A 17,367-nucleotide genomic window follows, 5' to 3' on the forward strand; every position below is an offset into this window, starting at 1 on the left:
AGGCCCCCGCGCCGGCCTGGGCGTCCGCGCGTCGGGCGGCCCGTCAGGAAGCGGCCAGCGCCTTGCGCAGCGTCTGCGCGAACTCCCCCGGCTGGTACGTGAAGCCGCCGTGGTCGCCGGGGAAGACGACGGGCGCCGTGCCCAGCAGGCCGGCCAGCGCCACGGACGTGCGGTAGGTGAGCAGCCGGCCCGAGTCGGCGCCGACGCCCACCACCACCCGGGGCGGGCCGGCCCTGAGCGCGCCGGCGTCGGGCACGTAACGGGTGGTGCCGCGCAGCTCGTGGGCGAAGAAGCGGGCGCTGTCGGCCAGGTCCTGCTCGCTCGGCTCCTCCGGAGCCCCGTCGGGAACCTCGTCGCCGTCGAAGCCGGCAGTGGCCATGAACTTCGCGAACGCCGGCCCGACACCCTCGCGGTGGAAGGTCTCGATGATGTCCTCGGTCGCGGCCCGCCGCTCGGCGGCGTCGGGCAGCAGTTCCAGGCAGGGAGGCTCGTGCGCGACAAGGGTGCGCACCCTCTTCGGGTGCCGGGCGGCCAGGGCCAGCCCCATCACCGCGCCGCCGCTGCTGCCGAACACGTCGGCCGACTCGGCGCCGAGCGCGTCCATGAGGGCGGCGGCGTCGTCGGCGCGCAGCTCGGGAGTGGAGTCCTCGGCGGGGTCGTCGAGCACGCTGCCCGCGATGCCGCGCGGGTCGTGGGTGACCACGGTGTGGTCGCCGGCCAGCGCGTCGGCCAGCGGGGCGAAGTACGCGGCGGCCATCGGCGCGCCCAGCAGGAGCAGCAGCGGTCCGGTGCCGCGCACCTCGTAACGCAGCCGCACGCCGGGGACTTCGAGGATGTGCGTGGTCGTCATGGCGAAGGTCCTTCCTCGGATGTCACGGTGACGGAGGGAAGACCGCCGCCGGCGGCGGAACTCATCGCCCGCCGGTCAGGTTCCCGACCTGATCGGCACCACGTTGCCGGGCGCGCCCCGGCGCGGCAGCGCGAACCAGGTGGCCTTGCCGACGAGGTCGGGATGGGTGATGTAGCGCTGGGGGTGGCAACCGTAGAAGCCGTCGGAGAGCCTGGCCACGATCCGCAGCCCGCGGCCGTGCTCGGCCGACACGTCGTCCGGCGACGGGGAGGGCAACAACGGGCTGCCGTCCACGACCACGATCATGATCTCTCTGGCGTCCACGTGCAGCGCGAGTTCGTAGGGGCCGTCGCCGTACATGAACGCATTGGTGATCAATTCGCTCACCATGAGAACGGCGTCGTCGATAAGATCGTCGGAAAGCGTCAGGGAGATTAATTCATCGCGAATGATCGACCGCGCCTGGCCGACCGTGCGCACGTCTTCGACCAGCGGCCACGCGTACTGCACACGGCTCCGGCGAGCTGATCGCAGCGAGGTCATGACATCTCTTTCCGGTGCGGCGGGGCAACGAATGCACGTTTCACTCGACACGAGGGCCTGCCTATGGGTGGACGTTCGGCGCCGTCGAAACGTGTACGCACGAGAAGGCCGTTCGGGTCGAATCCTCGGCGATAAATCAGAATTCTTTTTCCGCCCGAGCGGAAACGGTGCGTGCGACACGGGGTACGGACTGTGCCATGAGCAGTCCAGACGAGAACGCACCGAAGACCGACACCGAACCGCGCCTCGACGCCGCCGAGCGGCCCGGCAGGCGCGCGGCGCGGCCGGAGGCGCCCAAGCCCGCCGGCCGGAAGGCCCTGGAGCAGGCACTTCTCGAAGCGGGCAAGGAGTTGAAAGACCTCACCTAGAGGCGGCGCCTACCACAACGACCACAGAGCGGCGGGCGTCAGGGGAACGTCCGTGATCTTGTCTGCGATCTCCGGCAGGGCGGCCGCGACGGCGTTGGCGATGGCGGCGGGCGGGCCGATCGTGCCCGACTCGCCCACGCCTTTCATGCCGCCGGGTGTCAGCGGCGACGGCGTCTGGGTCATCAGGACCTCGATGTCCGGCACCTCGCGCGTGGTCGGCAGCAGATAGTCGGTGATCGGCTGGCCGTCCTCGGAGTAGACGATCTCCTCGGTCAGCGCCATGCCGATGCCCTGCGCCACGCCGCCCCTGATCTGCCCCTCCACCAGGGTGGGGTTGACCAGCACGCCGGAGTCGTTGACCACCCAGTAGCCTTCCAGCTCGACCTTCCCGGTCTCGGGGTCGACGGCCACCGCCGCGGCGTGCGCGCCGTACGCGAAGGTGTACGCCTTCGGGTCGTAGCTGACGCGCTCCTCGAGCCCGGGCGTGACGCCGTCCGGCAGGTCCCAGCCGCGCCAGGCCGCCGTGGCCAGCTCGCGCAGCGTCACCGACGACTGCGGGTCGCCCTTCACGCGCACCGCCTCGCCGGCGAGCTCCAGGTCGTCGGGCGCCGCCTCCAGCCGGTGCGCGGCGATGGCGACGAGTTTGTCGCGCAGGCGGGCGGCGGCCTGGGTGAGCGCCCCGCCGCCGATCGCCATCGACCGGCTGGCGACCGACCCGACCGACGAGTACGGTGTCGCCGCCGTGTCGCCCAGCACCACCCGCACCCGGTCGATGGGCACGCCCACGCGGTCGGCGGCGACCTGGGCCAGCGCCGTCTCGATGCCCTGGCCGATCGAGACCACCCCCGACGACACGACGACGGACGCGTCCTGTTCCATGCGCAGGATCGCCGTCTCGTAGCCGCCCGCCTGGATGCCGCTGGCCTTGAGGTCCATCGAAGGGCCCATGCCGGTGGACTCGACGTGGCAGGAGAAGCCGATGCCGCGCCGCCGCCCGTCGTCCTTCTCCACCGGTGTGACCAGGTCGCGCAGGGTCGTCAGGGCGAGCGGGTAGTCGCCGGAGTCGTACGGCTGGTGGACGCGCGACGTGTACGGCAGCTCGTCCGGCCCCACCATGTTGCGCAGCCGCAGCTCGACCCGGTCGATGCCCAGCCTGCGGGCGGCCTCGTCGATCAGGCGTTCCCTGGTGAGGGTGCCCTCCGGCTGGCCGAAGCCGCGGTAGGAGCCGGTCGGCGTGGTGTTGGTGACGACGCCGCGCACGCGCACCGCGGCCCGGTCGAACCGGTACGGGCCCGGCAGCGTCGTGGCCGTCACCGCGAACGTCGAGGCGCCGACGTTCGACGGGTGCGCGCCGATGTCGCCGAGCACGTCGACATAAAGGGCCACGAACCGCCCGTCGCCGTCGAGCGCCAGCCGCCCCCGGTGCACGGCCGCCCGCGCGGGCAGGGTGGCGAGCACCCGGTCGCCCGGCGTCTCCGACCAGCTCACGGGGCGGCCCAGGCGCATCGCGGCCAGGCAGACGATCGCCTCGTCGGGGTAGACGTGCTCCTTGCCGCCGAACCCGCCGCCCGTGTCGCCGCTGACGACGCGCACCCGATCGTGCGTGAGCCCGAACGCGTCCGCCAGGTGCTCGCGCACGTGGTGCGGAGCCTGGGACGAGGTGTGCACGGTCAGCTCGTCGTCGGCGTACACCGCGACCACGCCACGCGGTTCGAGCGGGTACGGCGAGAGGCGGCCCATCCTGAAGGTCATCTCGACGACGTGCTCGGCCTGCTCGACGGCGGCGGCGCAGTCGGCGTCGCCGAGCGTGAAGTCGGTGAAGAGGTTGGTGCCCCAGTCGGGGTAGAGCAGAGGTGCGGGGTCCTCCAGGGCATGTTCGATCCCGACCGTCGCGGGCAGCTCGTCCAGCTCCAGTTCGATGAGGTCGGCGGCGTCCCTGGCGGCTTCCGCGGTGCGGGCGACGACGACGGCGAGGGGTTGTCCCGCGTATCGGATCGTGTCGTCCAGCGCCCCGTAGGACAGGAGGCGCTGGCCGGGCGACAGGCTCACGCAGGGAAGACGAAGATCGGGGGCGTCGGCGGGGGTGATGATGTCGAGCACGTCGTCGGCCGCCCAGGCCGCCTTGGCGTCGCAGCCGAGCAGCCTGCCGTGGGCGATGGGGCTGCGGATCACGTGGGCGTGGGCCATGCCGGGCAGACGAACCGCGCCGACGTACTTTCCTCTTCCGGTGAGCAGCCTGGCGTCTTCCCGTCGCGGCGTGCTGGCGCCGACATACGCGTCTCCCATGCCCCGATTGTGCGCGCCGCCCGCCGGACGGTCCATACCATCCGCGAGAAGGCGCACGTCAGCGGGGGTATAGATGCAAACGTTCCTGCCTTATGCGGACTTCTCCGCGACAGCGGCGGTCCTCGACCCGCTCCGGCTCGGCAAGCAGCGCGTGGAGGCGCTCCAGGTCCTGCGCGCCCTCACCGTCCCCGGCTACGGCTGGCGCCACCACCCGGTCGTGAAGATGTGGGCCGGCTACGAGGAGGCGCTCGTCAGGTACGGCCTCGAGGTGTGCGCGCGCTGGTGCGCCCTCGGCCGGTCCGACACCTGCGCGGCCACCATCCAGGACGACCTGGCCCGGTCCCGCGGCACGACGACCGTACGCGGGCAGGACGAGCTCGGCGCGGCGGGCGAGTTGCCGCCCTGGCTGGGCGACCCGTCGCTGCACCTCAGCCACCGCTCCGCGCTCCTGCGCAAGGACCCGGGCTTCTACCGGCCCGTCTTCGGCGACGAGGAGCCCGACGACCTCGACTATGTCTGGCCGCGCTCGGACCGCCTGCCACCCTGATCACGCGACGGCCGAGTCCGGTCGCCTTCCAGTCCCGCCGGCCCCGAACGGCGAGGGTGCGGGACGCGGTCAACGACCCTCCCTGAGTGCGGGTGTGACGGTGATGAGGGCCTCGGCGCGTTCCGTGGCCGTCATGGCGCCGAACGCGCAGAGCCGTACCAGGTCCTCGTCCGTCGCCGAACCGCGCCAGGCGGCGACGTCGGCGTCGGTCACCCGGTACGGCGCGAGCGCGACGAGCAGCGCGAGCCTGGCCCCGGCCCGTTCCCCGGCGGGAAGACCGGCCAGCGGCCCGGCCAGCCAGGCGCCGCCCATCGGCGGATGTTCGCCGTCCCAGGCGGCGACGGCCCGGGTCACGGCGGAGCGGGCGGCCGGCCCGAGCAGCTCGCCGCCCGCCTGCGCCGCGGCGCGCAGCGCGGCGTACGCGGCGCCGACGGGCGTGCCCGCCGCCCAGGCCGGCTCGGGCCCCACGGGCAGGTCCGCCACCAGCGGCAGGCCTCCGCCCGCGGCCGGCGTGCGGCGCACCGCGCCGGACATCATCCGGCCGCCCATGCTCCGCACCAGGCGCGACCTCTGCAGATTCGCGGGCAGCAGGTTCTCGGTGAGCAGCGCCGAGGCGATGCGGTTGACGAAGTGGAACGTCAGCGCGGTGCCGATGTACTCGTGCGCGAGCACGACGGGGAAGGGCCCCGGGCCCCGGCTCCTGGTCCAGGCCAGCAGTCCGGCGAGTTCGGGATCGCGGGGCGTGCCACCGGCGGCGACGGTCTCAGCGAGGTGGTGGTCGCCGGTCGCGTGCAGCAGGGTCGTGTGCGCGGCCACGCAGAACGGGCATCGGTTGGCCAGCGACACCCCCAGCGCCACAACCTCCTTGGCGGTCCTCGGCGCGTCGCCCGCGAGCAGCGACTCGCGCAGCAGGGCCCAGGTCGCGGCGAGCACCTCCGGAGACGGCGACAACGTCAGGAACACCGCCATGCGGGCCATGCCGAAGTCCTCCGCGAGCTGCGCGTAGACCTCACCCACCCGCCCGGTGGCGCCCTTCGGCTCCACCGGGGTGACGTAACGGAACGAGCCGGCCATCATCAGCTCCTGTCTCTGATGGGATCCATGACACCCCATGGTGGTATCCGGCCGGTCATCGGTCGTCGTGGCTGCGGAGACTCCTGCGGCTACGCCCCGGGAAGCAGGATCGACGCCCCTACTTCCCCGGCAGTAGCGTCGAAGTGCGACCAGGCGCCGACGAACCGGCCGCGGCGACGCCCTACTGTGCAGGAGTGAGCTCTGTGCCCCGATGGCGCCCCATGGCCATGGACGGCGCGCTCGCCGTGACCGTGGCCGCCATCCTGACGCCCACCGCGCTGGTCGCCCCCGGCACCGGCGCGCTCGGACTGGCCGCGGTCCTGGCCGGCTCGCTGGCGCTGGTCGCCTGGCGCCGCGCGCCGCTGGTCGCGCTGCCCCTGACCACGGTCTGCATGCTCGTCTTCTCCGAGTACGCCGACCCGGGGCCGTCGGCCGCCTTCCCCGTGCTCGTGTCGGTCTTCGGCGCGGTCAGGGCCGGCCACCGGCTGCTCGCGGCGCTGGCCGGCGCGCTCTACCTGGGCGTCGACCTGGCTGCGAACCTGGCCACCGCCGCCCCGCAGGACGCCCAGGCCATCACCCAGTCGACGACGCTGCTGCTCGGCTGGTTCCTGGCGGCCGGGGTGGCGGCGACCGTGGCCAGGCACCGGCAGGCGTACCTGAAGCAGGTGGAAGAGCGCGCCGCCGAGGCCGAGCGGACCCGCGAGGAGGCCGCGCTCCGCCGCGCGAGCGAGGAGCGGCTGCGCATCGCCAGAGAGCTGCACGACTCGCTCACCCACAGCATCTCGATCATCAAGGTGCAGGCGGGCGTGGCCATCCACCTGGCGCGCAAGCGGGGCGAGGAGGTGCCCGCGGCGCTGCTGGCCATCCAGGAGGCGGGCGGCGACGCCATGCGCGAGCTGCGCGCCACGCTGGAAGTGTTGCGCGACGCCGGCGGCGAGCCCGCGGCCAGCGGCCTCGACCGGCTCGGAGACCTGGTGGAGCGGGCCCGCTCGACCGGCCTGCGCACCACGGTGACGATCTCCGGCGAGCGGCACGAGCTGCCCCGCGAGGTCGACAGGGCGGCGTACCGGATCGTGCAGGAGGCGCTGACGAACGTCTCACGGCACGCGGGCGGGGCCGCGGCGGCGGTGCGCATCGACTACGGCGGCGGCGAGCTGGTCGTGCAGGTGGACGACGACGGCACGGCCGGCCCCGGCACGCCGCCCACGCCCGGCGTGGGGCTGCGCGGCATGCGCGAGCGCGTCACGGCGCTCGGCGGCCGGCTGCGGGCAGGCCCGCGCCCCGAGGGCGGATTCACCGTACGCGCAGAACTACCGCTGGGGGAACCATCGTGATCCGCGTGCTGCTCGTGGACGACCAGGCGCTCATCAGGGGCGGCTTCCGGGCCCTGCTGGAGGCGGAGGACGACATCGAGGTGGTGGCCGAGGCCGCAGACGGCCGGCAGGCCGTGGCCCTGGCCCTGGAGCACCGGCCGGACGTCGCGCTCGTCGACATCCAGATGCCGGTCATGGACGGCATCGAGGCGACCCGCCAGATCGCCTCCGACGAGCGGCTGAGCGACGTCCACGTCGTGATCCTCACCAACTACGGCCTCGACGAGTACGTCTACGACGCGCTCAGGGCGGGCGCCGGCGGCTTCCTGGTCAAGGACACCGAGCCCGTCGACCTGCTGCAGGGTGTCAGGGTGGCGGCCCGCGGCGACGCCCTGCTCTCCCCCGCCATCACCCGCCGGCTGATCGGCGAGTACGTCGCCCGCCGCCCCGAGCCGCGGCCGGAGGGCCTCGGCGCGCTCACCAACCGCGAGCGCGAGGTGACCGCCCTGGTGGCCCGCGGCCTGTCCAACGACGAGATCGCCGCCCACATGGTGATCAGCCCGACCACCGCCAAGACGCACGTCAGCAGGGCGATGACCAAGTTGCGCGCCCGCGACCGCGCCCAGCTCGTGGTGTTCGCCTACGAGTCGGGGCTGGTGACCCCGCGAAGGAACGTTCCCGACTGAGCCCCGGAGCGTGTTCGTCTGAGTACACTCAGGCACGTCCAACCGGCCGAGATCTGAACGGCGAGGTTCTTGGCCATGGGCGGCGCCCCTCGGCCCCGTCCCTCTGGAGTCACGTGAGCGATGTGCCGCCCTCCCACCGGAGCAAACGATCGCACCGCCGGCGGCGCCGTCCCTGGCTGCGCGGGGCGATCGCCATCACCGCGGCGGTCGTCCTGCTGGTGGTCGGCGTGGTCGTGGGCGTCTGGGCCAGGCTGACCGGCAACGTCAAGCACGTCGACGTGACCGCCGACGACCTCGGCACCGCCCGGCCGGCCAAGGTGGCCGGCACCGCGCTCAACATCCTGGTCGTCGGCTCGGACCAGCGCGACGGCGCCAACGCGAAATACGGCCGCGTCGCGGGTGAGCGCACCGACACCATCATGCTGGTCCACGTGTCGTCCCGGCGCGACCATGCGATGGTCGTCAGCTTCCCGCGCGACTCGCTCGTGCAGCTGCCCGCCTGCCGGGCCACCGGCGACCTGCCGGGGCAGCGGCCGCACCTCGGCATGATCAACGAGTCGTTCAACTCCGGCGGCATCGGCTGCACCTGGAAGACGATCGAGGCGCTCACCCGCATCCACATCGACCACTTCGTGAAGGTCGACTTCTCCGGCTTCAAGAGCCTGGTCGACGCCGTCGGCGGCGTGGAGGTGTGCCTGCCCGAGCCCGTGCGCGACAAGAAGGCCCTGCTGCACCTGCCCGCGGGCCGGCAGACCCTCAACGGCGAGCAGGCGCTCGGCTACGTGCGCGCCCGCTACAGCATGGGTGACGGCTCCGACATCGGGCGGATCCAGCGGCAGCAGATGTTCATCGCCTCGATGGTCAAGAAGGTGATGAGCGGCGAGACGCTGGCCGACCCGGCCAGGTTGTTCGCCGTCCTCGACGCCGGCACCAGGGCGGTGACGACGGACCGCGGCCTGACCCCGTCCGTCATGAAGGATCTCGCGCTCAGCCTGCGCGGGCTGGACGCCGGGCGCATCCGTTTCATCACCACGCCGTGGCACTACTCCGTCACCCAGCCGGGCCGGGTCGAGTGGGTGCAGCCCCAGGCCGACAGCTTGTTCCGGGTGGTGGCCAGAGACCAGAGCGTGGAGGGCGTCAAGGGCGGCCAGGCCAAGGTCGCCCGGTCGAAGGTGCAGGTCGAGCTCCGCAACGGCACCTGGCGCAGCGGGCTGGCCCGTGAGGTGGCCGCCTCCCTCGAACAGCGCGGCTACCACATCGCCAAGATCGGCGACACGGCCCGCAAGCCGCAGACGAGGACCACGATCCTCTACGGCCCGAACGGCGAGACCCGCGTGCCCACCCTCGCCCGCGACCTCGTGACGGCCGCGCCCAGGCACGTGCCCGCCGCCGAGACCAACCGGCTGGTGCTGGTGATCGGCGACGACTGGAAGGGGGTCAAGCCGCTGCGCGTCGACGACCACGAGGCGATCAAGGGCTTCGACGCGACCCACGACTCCTGCGCCGCCTGATCGTCACGCCACGCTAGCCGGTCCGCGCGGGCCGCCGGAACCAGTGCCGGTGACTGCGAAGGAACGTCACCACGTACAACAGTTGCAGGCCGCCCTCGACGAGGAGGAACAAGGCCGCGTCCACCGCCGTCAGCAGAGGACCGCCCTGGAAACCGGCGGCGAGCGCCGTGACCGCCCGCACAAGCGAGGAGACCACGATCGGTACACCGTAGAACGCGTACATGGCCAGAGCCACGCCGGCGCCCCCGGCGAGGAAGACGCTGTACAGCCGGGTTGCCCGCCGCTCGTGAGGGGGCAGGACGGTCGACGGGTCCGCCGGGCGGCCTCTCCCCCGCACCGCGGACACGGCCCGCGCAAGCAGGTACCGCGCGTACGCCAACCCCTGGTCGAACAGGTTGCGGCAGCGGAGCAGATCGCGCAGCACGAAATACAGGTCCGATCGCATGTACACGTGCGCCTGGAGGGCGACGCTCAGCAGCACGGCCAGCATGAGCGCGCGCAGCAGGGCGGCCACCGGCTCGGGTGGCGGGGCGTGCGCGAGGAGCAGGACCAGCGCGGCGATGAGCAGGACGTCCCACGCCATGCCGGCGAGGTACACGCGGTAGCGCGCCCGCCGCGGCACGCCCCAGATCGCCGTGACGTCCGTCTGCATGACCAGATGGTGCAGCCGGGTGCCGAAGCTGATGCGCGCCGGCGCGTCGAGCGAGCGCGCCGCGAAAAGATGCATGAGCTCGTGGACGGTGACGACGACCGAGAACATCGCGGTGTTGACCAGCACCACGAATCCCACGTGCTCGTTCCAGAAGAAGTCCTCGTAGCCGGGGAACACATCAGGACGGGTGAGCAGGGTGAGCACGGCCGCGGCGACGATCGCCCACCACAGCAGCACGACCGGCCTGCTGAACAGCCAGGACACGCTCGTCCGGGAGAGCGAGCCAAGATGAGGGCGTGGCGCACCCTGCGCCGGGTCGGGCAGCGGCTGCCCGTCGATCGACGCGACGAATCCCATCTCCCGCATGGTGTCCACGACGCCGGCCACGCCCACGCCGACCCCGTGTCTCCTGGCGATCTCCTCCTCCACGGCGGCGACCGTCAACCCGTCGCCGAGCAACCGGATGATCTCACCACACAGGGCGGGCATCTCGGCGAACTCACCGATCTCGGGCCGTCCGGCCACGATGTACTGAGGGTCGTCGTCATCGGGCCGGACAAGCAGGGGATGCAGTCCGACGACGCTCCGATCACCGACGGCGGCCGCCGGTGTCACCTCGCCGACCCGCAGTCAGGGCAATCCGCGTCGAAAGGGACTTCGATGGCGTAGGAGTGGTCCCAGCGAGCGTAGTTCCAGTGGAAAACCTGCCCACGGGTTTGGCGGGGCAGCCCACCGAGGTGATACAGCACGTCAAGGGCGCAGAGGTGCCCGCCGATATTGGCGCTGGCAGCGACCACCGCGTTGGGCTGGTCCTCCCGCATCAGAGAACGGCCGTCCCGTTTGTGCTCACGCTGCGCCTCGCTGCGGTCCAGGCACGTCCAGCAGCCGGTCTCGCCGGGGTGGAAGGAGCCGACCACGGCCATCGGTCCTGCGTACAAGCTGAAGAACCACGGCGTGCCTGTCCGGAGCGCGGCCACGTTGGTCCACCGCATGATGTCGGGGAACGGCTTGTCGGCGCAGAGCACGAACACGTCGCGGCCTGTCATCAGCTCGGCGATGTCGTCGGGGCCGGTCGCCTTCACGTCGCTTCCCGTGACTTCGACCAGCCGGTTCATCGAGGCTAGGGAGGCGACCGCGGTGTCCACCTTGGAGCGGCCGATGTCGCTCTCGGAGTAGAGCAGCTGGCGGGTGAGGTTGGACTCCTCGATCAGGTCGTAGTCGGCGAGATGCAGCGCTCCGACACCGCCCGCGACCAGCCCGGAAGCCACCGCCGACCCCGTGCCGCCGACGCCGAGCAGGGCGATTTCCGCTTCCTTGATGGCGGACTGCACCGCGTACGGCGACTCGCGCGGGACGAGATCGATCCAGGAGAAGAAGTCGCGGGCCGTCCTGTAGCGCGCCGCTTCCTCGACGGTGAGGTTGGCCGGCAACGGCGCGTCGGCCTCCTCTGCGAAGCCGCCGTCGATGACGGAGTTGATGACGTCGCCGACGCTCTGCCGATCCATGGAGGGAAACGCCGCGGTGAACTCGTCGATGATCTCCTCGACGGTTCTCGTGCCGTCCATCAGAGCGAGTAGCCGCTCGATCCGGCCATCCGCATGATCCTGTATCTCCGCGCCCACGCCGAACTGCTTGGTCCCGATGAGAATCCGGTTGCCGGGCAGCGCCATCGGCCGGTGAACCTGTTTGATCGCTGGCATCCGCATCGTGACGTCCTTTCTTCGGCGTTACGGAGACGAGGGAGCCGGCCGGACAATTCCGGTCGGCTCCCGTAGCGCTCAGATTCAGCCGCCGCTGATGTCACGCCAGATCGTGGTCTCAAGCTTCTCGAGCCGGCGGATGCGCAGCTCGAGCTTCTCGCCCTCGGCCTCCGGTCGTACCTCTTCGGGCATTTCCTTCTTCATTCGTCCTCCAAGATCACCATGAGTGCGTGTGCGCCCTGGCAACGCGCTTCGGCCTGTTGCCTGCGGCCACCGGCCAGAACGAACCGTCAGCACACGCTAGCCACGCCGGTCCTCGAACCGTCCTCTAACCGTCCTTATGCGGTACAACCGGGCCAGCAGGTCATCCCGGGCCCTGGCCCCGGAACGGGTTGTTCGGGACGTCAAGGCCGGCCAGGCCAAGGCGGGCTGGCCGGCGCCCCCCAAGCGGTGGAGCGATCCGCGCCACACACGGCTCCCGCGCCGTCCGAGCGCCACAGGCACGGACGGCGCGGGCGTCAGGCGATGATGGCGGAGAGCGCGGCGAGGGCGTCGACGACCTGGCGGGCGTCGGGGGTGGCCGACGGGTCGAGCAGCCACTGGAGCATCAGCCCGTCGGCGATCGCCACCACCACCGACACGAACACCTCGGGGTTCATCGGCAGCTCGACCCCGAGCTCGCCGGCGGCCCTGCGCAGCATGCCGACCCCGGCGGTGCGGGCGCGGGCGTAGGCCTGGGCCAGCTTCTCCCGCAGCACGGGCTCGCGCAGCGCCGCGGGATAGCCCTCGACGAGGAGCACGAGCTGCGGCCCGAGCTCCTCGAAGACGTCGATCAGCTCCCTCATGGCGCGTTCGAGCATCTCCCTGCCGGTGCCGGGCTCGGTGCCGAACATGGATCGCTCGACCCGCTCCGTCCACTGCTCGAAGATCTCGGCGATGGCCTCGTTGAGCAGCGCGTCCTTGCCGCCGAAGTGGTAGCCGATGGAGGCCAGGTTGGTGCCGGAGGCGGCGACCAGGTCTCGTGCGGTCGTGCGGGCGTAGCCCTTCTCCTGCAGGCAGCTCACGGCTCCCGCCAGCAGTCTCTCCCGGTATCCACCGGCCTCTGTTCGCGCCACGCGATCCATGGTATCCAGATATACGTCCGTATATGACGTACGTATATCTAGATGGAGGACGGACAGTGATCCCTCCGGGACCGGGAGTTCCCGCGCTGGCGCAGACCGCGCGTTTCATGGCCGCGGCGCCGAGCGCGTTCGAGGCCTATCACCGCAGGTACGGCCCGATCTTCACGGTTCGCTACGCCGGCTTCCCCCCGGAGGTCTACGTGACCACCGCGGAGCTGGCCGAGCAGGTCTACCGGACCGACCAGGGCGGCGGGCACGCCGGCGCGGCGCGCCGCGACTTCCTCGCACATCTGGTCGGCGAGCATTCCGTGCTCACGCTGGACGGGGACCCGTGGTGGCGGCACCGCAAGACGCTCAACCCGCCGCTCCGCGCCAGGCAGGTCGCCGGCTACCACGACGACATCGCCGCGATCGCGGCGGAGAAGATCGCGACGTGGCCGCTGGGCAGGCCCTTCGCGCTGCGCGATCGCATGCAGGAGATCACGCTGGAGATCATCATCCGGCTGATCTTCGGGATCAGGGACGCCGAGCGCGTCGGCAGGCTGCGGGCGCTGCTGCCGGCGCTGATCCAGACCGGCGGCTCCATGCAGGTGGCGATGCTGCCCGACCGGTTGCGCGGCCCCGCCGCACGGGTGCCGATCACGCCGTACGCGCGCTTCCTGCGGCTGCGCGCCGCCGTGGACACGATCCTGTTCGACGAGATCGGCCGCCGGCGCGGCACTTCCGGCGGCACCGACGTGCTCGGCCGGCTGCTGGACACCGGGCTGGACGACCAGGAGATCCGCGACGAGCTGATCACCATGCTGATCGCCGGTCATGAGACGACCGCGACCGGCCTGGCCTGGGCGTTCGAGCGGATCCTGCGGATGCCCGAGGTGCTGGAACGCCTGCCGGACGACGAGCCCTACCTCGACGCGGTGGTCAAGGAGGTGCTGCGCGTCCGGCCCGTCGTCTATGAGGCGCCACGGCTGCTCGACTCACCCCTGCGGCTGGGCGACTACGAGATCCCGGCCGGGTGGTACGCGGGACCGTACATCCCGCTCGTGCACCGCGATCCCGCCGCCTTCGCCGAGCCCGGGGCGTTTCGCCCGGAACGTTTCCTGGCGGGGCACCAGAACAGGGGCTGGATGCCCTTCGGCGGCGGGCGGCGCTTCTGCGTCGGAGCGCAGCTGGCGCTCCTGGAGATGCGCGTCATCATCCGGGAGGTGCTGCGCCGCCTGGAACTCGCGGCGCCCGATCAGGCGCCGGAGGCCAGGCGGCTGGCGAACGTGACGCTCGCACCCGCGCGGCTGACCCGGGTCATCGCCCGCGCTCGGACTCCTGCTCGGACGGAGTAGGAGAGTCCTCGCGTCGCGGGTCGGCGCCCAGCTCCTCGCGGAGCCGGTCGTAGTCGATGTGATGGTTGGTGTACTTCAGCTGGCGAGCGACCTTCGTCTGCTTCGCCTTGGCTCTACCTCGGCCCATGGCTACTCTCCCTCGTCCCCGCTGCCATGCTATCCAACAACGTTACGACTTGAAGAATTATGCAACTGAACTCGATTACTCTGGCAACATGCACGTGGAGGTCCATCAGGCCAAGGCCGACTTCTTCCGAACGCTCGGCCACCCCGCTCGCATCCGAGTGTTGGAGCTGCTCCAGGAAGGGCCACTTCCCGTCAGGGACCTGCTGGCCCAGATCGACATCGAGGCTTCGAGCCTCTCACAACAGCTCGCTGTCCTGCGCCGGGCGGGGATCGTGAGCGCCATCCGCGAAGGCAGCACGGTGGTCTACACCCTGGCCACTCCAGAGCTCGCCGACCTGCTCGGCGCCGCCCGGCGCATCCTCACCGACATGCTGGCCGACCAGGGCGAGCTCCTCGCGGAGCTGAGAGCCGAGGTCACCTAGCCGGCCCGGGATCGACAAGGCGGGCGGAAAGGACAGATCCGTTAGGCTGCGGGCATGGTCTCCGAGCTGTTCGATCCCAAGGCGTGGCAGGCGGTCGAGGGATTCGAGTTCACCGACATCACCTACCACCGAGCCGTCGACCAGGGCACCGTGCGCATCGCGTTCGACCGCCCCGACGTGCGCAACGCCTTCCGCCCGCAGACGGTCGACGAGCTCTACCGCGCGCTCGATCACGCCCGGCAGACCACCGACGTCGGCTGCGTGCTGCTCACCGGCAACGGCCCGTCGCCCAAGGACGGCGGCTGGGCCTTCTGCTCGGGCGGCGACCAGCGCATCAGGGGCAAGGACGGCTACCAGTACGCCGACGGCACGCCGGCCACCGGGCGCCTGCACATCCTCGAGGTGCAGCGGCTGATCCGCTTCATGCCCAAGGTCGTGATCTGCGTGGTGCCCGGCTGGGCCGCGGGCGGCGGCCACAGCCTGCACGTTGTGGCCGATCTCACACTGGCCAGCGCGGAGCACGCCCGGTTCAAGCAGACCGACGCCGACGTGGCCAGCTTCGACGGCGGATTCGGCTCGGCCTACCTCGCGAGGCAGGTCGGACAGAAGTTCGCCCGCGAGATCTTCTTCCTCGGCGACACCTACTCCGCGGCCGACGCCCACCGCATGGGCATGGTCAACGCCGTGGTCCCGCACGCCGAGCTGGAGGCCACGGCCCTGGAGTGGGGCCGGAAGATCAACGGAAAGTCGCCGACGGCGCAGCGGATGCTCAAGTTCGCCTTCAACGCGATCGACGACGGCATGGTGGGGCAGCAGGTGTTCGCCGGCGAGGCCACGCGGCTGGCCTACATGACGGACGAGGCGGCCGAGGGGCGCGACTCGTTCCTGCAGAAGCGCGAGCCCGACTGGTCGCCGTTCCCCTGGCACTACTGAGCCGATGCGGATCACGGTGCCGGAGGCGCTGACCGCCTCTCATGTGAAGTACGACGGGGAGGCCGGGCGTGCCTGGTCGGCCGGGCTGCCCGCGCTCGCCGATCGTTACCTGGAGGAGTGGCGGCTGCGGCTCGACGGCGGGCCCAGGCACGGCGTGGTGTCGCTCGTGCTGCCCGTCGTCCGTGACGACGGCACGAAGGCAGCCCTCAAGCTGCAGCCCGTCACCGACGAGAACGCCACCGAAGCCATGGGGCTGGCCGCGTGGGCGGGCGACGCGTCGGTGTTGCTGCTCGAATCCGACCCGGCGACCGGCACCATGCTGCTCGAACGGCTGGAGGCCGACCGGTCGTTGTCCGCGGTGCCGGACGACATTGAGGCGCTGGGCATCCTCACCGACCTGCTGGCCCGTCTGGTGGCCCATCCCGCCCCCGCGGGGATGCGCCGGCTGGGCGACATCGCGCAGGCCATGCTCGACGACGTGGACAAGGCGCTCACGCGGCTGACGGACGAGCACCACCGCCACTGGATGACGTGGTGCGCCTCGGCGGTCGCCGAGCTCGTCCACGAGCCCGGCGACCGCCTGCTGCACTGGGACCTGCACTACGACAACGTGCTGGCGGCCGGGCGGGAGCCGTGGCTGAGCATCGATCCCAAGCCGCTGGCCGGCGACCCCGGGTTCGACCTGATGCCCGCCCTGGACAACCGGTGGGACGACGTGGTCGCGTCGGGTGACGTGACGCGGACGGTGCTCAGGCGCTTCGACCTGATGGTCGACCGGCTCGGGCTCGACCCCCGGCGCGCGGCGGGCTGGACCCTGGGCCGGGTGCTGCAGAACTTCCTCTGGGAGGTCGAGGACGGCACCCATGCCGAGAGCGAGTGGATGCGCATCCAGCTCGCGGTGGCCGAGGCCGTACGGCACCGGCGGTGACTCACAGGGTCAGCACGACCTTCCCGCGGCCGTGGCCGGTCTCGATCTCCCGGTGGGCGTCCGCGGCCTCCTCCAGCCGGTACGCCCGCCGCACCGGGAACGCGAACTCGCCCGCGGCGTACAGCGCGGCGTAGCGCCCGAGCCGTTCGGCCGTGCGCTCCCCCTGGACGACCTGGACTCCCAGCTCGGCGGCCTTGCCGTGCTCGACCAGCGTGACGATGCGGCTGCGGTCTTCGACCAGCTCGATCGACACCTCCAGCGCGTGGCCTCCTGCCCCGTCCAGGGCGGCGTCGATCCCGCCGGGCGCGAGCTCGCGCACCCGACCGGACAGCCCCTCCCCGTAGGCGACGGGGATGGCGCCGAGTTCGCGTAGATGGTCGTGGTTGACCTCGCGGGCGGTGCCGATCACGGTGGCCCCGCGCCTCCTGGCGATCTGCACGGCCGCGGTGCCCACCGATCCGGCCGCGCCGTGCACGAGCAGCGTCTCGCCCGCCGTGACACGCAGGCCGTCGAGGGCCAGCTCGGCAGTCTGCACGCCCGCGGTCATCCCGCCGGCCACCTCCCAGGGCACTTTCGCAGGTTTGGGAGCCACGTCCGCGGCGGGCACGACGATGTACTCGGCGTAGGCGTGCAGCCGCGAGAACCCGAGCACCTCGCTGCCCGGCGCCACCCCCGTCACGCCGGGTCCCACCTGGTCCACCACGCCGGCGAACTCGTTGCCGGGGATACGGGGGTAGCCGACGTCCGACATGTACGGAGGAAGCCACCCCGCTCGTACGGCCGCGTCGAACGGCTGTACGCCGGCCGCCCGCACCCGCACCCGTACCTCTCCCTGGCCCGCCTGCGGTGCGGGCAGCTCCATCACCTTCAGCACGTCAGGACCGCCGGGCTCGGCGAAGGCCGCGGCCCTCATCAGTTCGCTCATGGGACAGAGCCTGCTACCTCAAGCGAAGTTGAGGTCAAGTCA

General features: G+C 71.6%; 18 protein-coding genes. 9 read left to right on the plus strand and 9 right to left on the minus strand.

Annotated elements, in window-relative coordinates; all coding sequences use genetic code 11:
• Nucleotides 1–43 precede the first annotated feature (43 nt).
• On the minus strand, nt 44–850 hold the full coding sequence (locus tag ACZ6SA_RS39250) for an alpha/beta fold hydrolase (RefSeq protein WP_465833974.1): 807 nt from the start codon (nt 848–850) through the stop codon (nt 44–46).
• 75 nt (nt 851–925) lie between these two features.
• Nucleotides 926–1,393, minus strand: coding sequence for an ATP-binding protein (locus tag ACZ6SA_RS39255; protein WP_465833976.1), 468 nt, complete (start codon nt 1,391–1,393; stop codon nt 926–928).
• Nucleotides 1,394–1,590: 197 nt separating this feature from the next.
• Here ACZ6SA_RS39255 and ACZ6SA_RS39260 point away from each other — a divergent pair, with 197 nt between their 5' ends.
• Nucleotides 1,591–1,761, plus strand: a complete 171-nt coding sequence (locus ACZ6SA_RS39260) for a hypothetical protein (RefSeq protein ID WP_443156022.1) — start codon at nt 1,591–1,593, stop codon at nt 1,759–1,761.
• Nucleotides 1,762–1,770: 9 nt separating this feature from the next.
• Here the strand turns inward: ACZ6SA_RS39260 and ACZ6SA_RS39265 are convergent, their stop codons facing one another.
• A complete protein-coding gene (locus tag ACZ6SA_RS39265; protein WP_465833978.1) occupies nt 1,771–4,047 on the minus strand; it encodes a xanthine dehydrogenase family protein molybdopterin-binding subunit in 2,277 nt (758 codons plus the stop codon).
• 73 nt (nt 4,048–4,120) lie between these two features.
• Here ACZ6SA_RS39265 and ACZ6SA_RS39270 point away from each other — a divergent pair, with 73 nt between their 5' ends.
• On the plus strand, nt 4,121–4,594 hold the full coding sequence (locus ACZ6SA_RS39270; protein ID WP_465833980.1) for an MSMEG_6728 family protein: 474 nt from the start codon (nt 4,121–4,123) through the stop codon (nt 4,592–4,594).
• Nucleotides 4,595–4,663: 69 nt separating this feature from the next.
• On the opposite strand, the gene ACZ6SA_RS39275 is transcribed toward ACZ6SA_RS39270, so the two are convergent.
• Nucleotides 4,664–5,668 carry a carboxymuconolactone decarboxylase family protein gene (locus ACZ6SA_RS39275; RefSeq protein ID WP_347647614.1) on the minus strand — a complete coding sequence of 335 codons (1,005 nt, stop codon included), beginning with the start codon at nt 5,666–5,668 and terminating at the stop codon, nt 4,664–4,666.
• A gap of 203 nt (nt 5,669–5,871) precedes the next feature.
• Here ACZ6SA_RS39275 and ACZ6SA_RS39280 point away from each other — a divergent pair, with 203 nt between their 5' ends.
• From ACZ6SA_RS39280 to ACZ6SA_RS39290, 3 genes are all read left to right on the plus strand, one after another.
• On the plus strand, nt 5,872–7,002 hold the full coding sequence (locus tag ACZ6SA_RS39280) for a sensor histidine kinase (protein ID WP_465833983.1): 1,131 nt from the start codon (nt 5,872–5,874) through the stop codon (nt 7,000–7,002).
• A complete protein-coding gene (locus ACZ6SA_RS39285; protein ID WP_465833985.1) occupies nt 6,999–7,667 on the plus strand; it encodes a response regulator in 669 nt (222 codons plus the stop codon). Before ACZ6SA_RS39280 ends, ACZ6SA_RS39285 begins: the two co-directional genes overlap by 4 nt.
• 113 nt (nt 7,668–7,780) lie before the next feature.
• Nucleotides 7,781–9,178, plus strand: coding sequence for an LCP family protein (locus ACZ6SA_RS39290; protein ID WP_465833987.1), 1,398 nt, complete (start codon nt 7,781–7,783; stop codon nt 9,176–9,178).
• A gap of 13 nt (nt 9,179–9,191) precedes the next feature.
• Here the strand turns inward: ACZ6SA_RS39290 and ACZ6SA_RS39295 are convergent, their stop codons facing one another.
• The 3 genes from ACZ6SA_RS39295 to ACZ6SA_RS39305 form a co-directional block, all read right to left on the minus strand.
• On the minus strand, nt 9,192–10,445 hold the full coding sequence (locus ACZ6SA_RS39295) for a hypothetical protein (RefSeq protein ID WP_465833989.1): 1,254 nt from the start codon (nt 10,443–10,445) through the stop codon (nt 9,192–9,194).
• On the minus strand, nt 10,442–11,500 hold the full coding sequence (locus ACZ6SA_RS39300) for a HesA/MoeB/ThiF family protein (protein ID WP_465833991.1): 1,059 nt from the start codon (nt 11,498–11,500) through the stop codon (nt 10,442–10,444). The genes ACZ6SA_RS39295 and ACZ6SA_RS39300 overlap by 4 nt, the downstream gene beginning before the upstream one ends.
• Nucleotides 11,501–12,048: 548 nt before the next feature.
• Nucleotides 12,049–12,645, minus strand: a complete 597-nt coding sequence (locus ACZ6SA_RS39305; RefSeq protein WP_465833993.1) for a TetR/AcrR family transcriptional regulator — start codon at nt 12,643–12,645, stop codon at nt 12,049–12,051.
• Nucleotides 12,646–12,710: 65 nt separating this feature from the next.
• Between ACZ6SA_RS39305 and ACZ6SA_RS39310 the strand changes: the two genes are divergently transcribed.
• Nucleotides 12,711–13,991 carry a cytochrome P450 gene (locus ACZ6SA_RS39310; RefSeq protein ID WP_465833995.1) on the plus strand — a complete coding sequence of 427 codons (1,281 nt, stop codon included), beginning with the start codon at nt 12,711–12,713 and terminating at the stop codon, nt 13,989–13,991.
• On the opposite strand, the gene ACZ6SA_RS39315 is transcribed toward ACZ6SA_RS39310, so the two are convergent.
• A complete protein-coding gene (locus tag ACZ6SA_RS39315; protein ID WP_132515731.1) occupies nt 13,954–14,118 on the minus strand; it encodes a DUF3073 domain-containing protein in 165 nt (54 codons plus the stop codon). The two genes, ACZ6SA_RS39310 and ACZ6SA_RS39315, sit on opposite strands and share 38 nt — an antisense overlap.
• A gap of 88 nt (nt 14,119–14,206) precedes the next feature.
• On the opposite strand from ACZ6SA_RS39315, the gene ACZ6SA_RS39320 reads away from it, so the two are divergent.
• From ACZ6SA_RS39320 to ACZ6SA_RS39330, 3 genes are read left to right on the plus strand one after another with little or no spacing between them, the layout of a single operon-like run.
• Nucleotides 14,207–14,539 (plus strand): ArsR/SmtB family transcription factor, encoded by a 333-nt coding sequence (locus ACZ6SA_RS39320; RefSeq protein WP_090938046.1) that lies wholly within the window; start codon nt 14,207–14,209, stop codon nt 14,537–14,539.
• Between the two features lie 54 nt (nt 14,540–14,593).
• Nucleotides 14,594–15,472 carry a 1,4-dihydroxy-2-naphthoyl-CoA synthase gene (locus ACZ6SA_RS39325; RefSeq protein WP_347647606.1) on the plus strand — a complete coding sequence of 293 codons (879 nt, stop codon included), beginning with the start codon at nt 14,594–14,596 and terminating at the stop codon, nt 15,470–15,472.
• A gap of 4 nt (nt 15,473–15,476) precedes the next feature.
• On the plus strand, nt 15,477–16,400 hold the full coding sequence (locus tag ACZ6SA_RS39330; protein ID WP_465833999.1) for an aminoglycoside phosphotransferase family protein: 924 nt from the start codon (nt 15,477–15,479) through the stop codon (nt 16,398–16,400).
• Between the two features lies 1 nt (nt 16,401).
• On the opposite strand, the gene ACZ6SA_RS39335 is transcribed toward ACZ6SA_RS39330, so the two are convergent.
• On the minus strand, nt 16,402–17,325 hold the full coding sequence (locus ACZ6SA_RS39335; RefSeq protein ID WP_465834001.1) for an NADP-dependent oxidoreductase: 924 nt from the start codon (nt 17,323–17,325) through the stop codon (nt 16,402–16,404).
• Between the last annotated feature and the right edge of the window lie 42 nt (nt 17,326–17,367).

Source organism: Nonomuraea sp. NPDC049378 (assembly GCF_055586745.1).

Bases quoted from the DNA above. Each gene is read 5' to 3' on its own strand.
- ACZ6SA_RS39265 (WP_465833978.1), bottom strand. From the start codon at position 4,047: ATGGGAGACGCGTATGTCGGCGCCAGCACGCCGCGACGGGAAGACGCC.
- ACZ6SA_RS39275 (WP_347647614.1), bottom strand. From the start codon at position 5,668: ATGGCCGGCTCGTTCCGTTACGTCACCCCGGTGGAGCCGAAGGGCGCC.
- ACZ6SA_RS39320 (WP_090938046.1), top strand. From the start codon at position 14,207: ATGCACGTGGAGGTCCATCAGGCCAAGGCCGACTTCTTCCGAACGCTC.
- ACZ6SA_RS39325 (WP_347647606.1), top strand. From the start codon at position 14,594: ATGGTCTCCGAGCTGTTCGATCCCAAGGCGTGGCAGGCGGTCGAGGGA.
- ACZ6SA_RS39255 (WP_465833976.1), bottom strand. From the start codon at position 1,393: ATGACCTCGCTGCGATCAGCTCGCCGGAGCCGTGTGCAGTACGCGTGG.
- ACZ6SA_RS39300 (WP_465833991.1), bottom strand. From the start codon at position 11,500: ATGGCGCTGCCCGGCAACCGGATTCTCATCGGGACCAAGCAGTTCGGC.
- ACZ6SA_RS39250 (WP_465833974.1), bottom strand. From the start codon at position 850: ATGACGACCACGCACATCCTCGAAGTCCCCGGCGTGCGGCTGCGTTAC.
- ACZ6SA_RS39330 (WP_465833999.1), top strand. From the start codon at position 15,477: ATGCGGATCACGGTGCCGGAGGCGCTGACCGCCTCTCATGTGAAGTAC.
- ACZ6SA_RS39315 (WP_132515731.1), bottom strand. From the start codon at position 14,118: ATGGGCCGAGGTAGAGCCAAGGCGAAGCAGACGAAGGTCGCTCGCCAG.
- ACZ6SA_RS39335 (WP_465834001.1), bottom strand. From the start codon at position 17,325: ATGAGCGAACTGATGAGGGCCGCGGCCTTCGCCGAGCCCGGCGGTCCT.
- ACZ6SA_RS39270 (WP_465833980.1), top strand. From the start codon at position 4,121: ATGCAAACGTTCCTGCCTTATGCGGACTTCTCCGCGACAGCGGCGGTC.
- ACZ6SA_RS39260 (WP_443156022.1), top strand. From the start codon at position 1,591: ATGAGCAGTCCAGACGAGAACGCACCGAAGACCGACACCGAACCGCGC.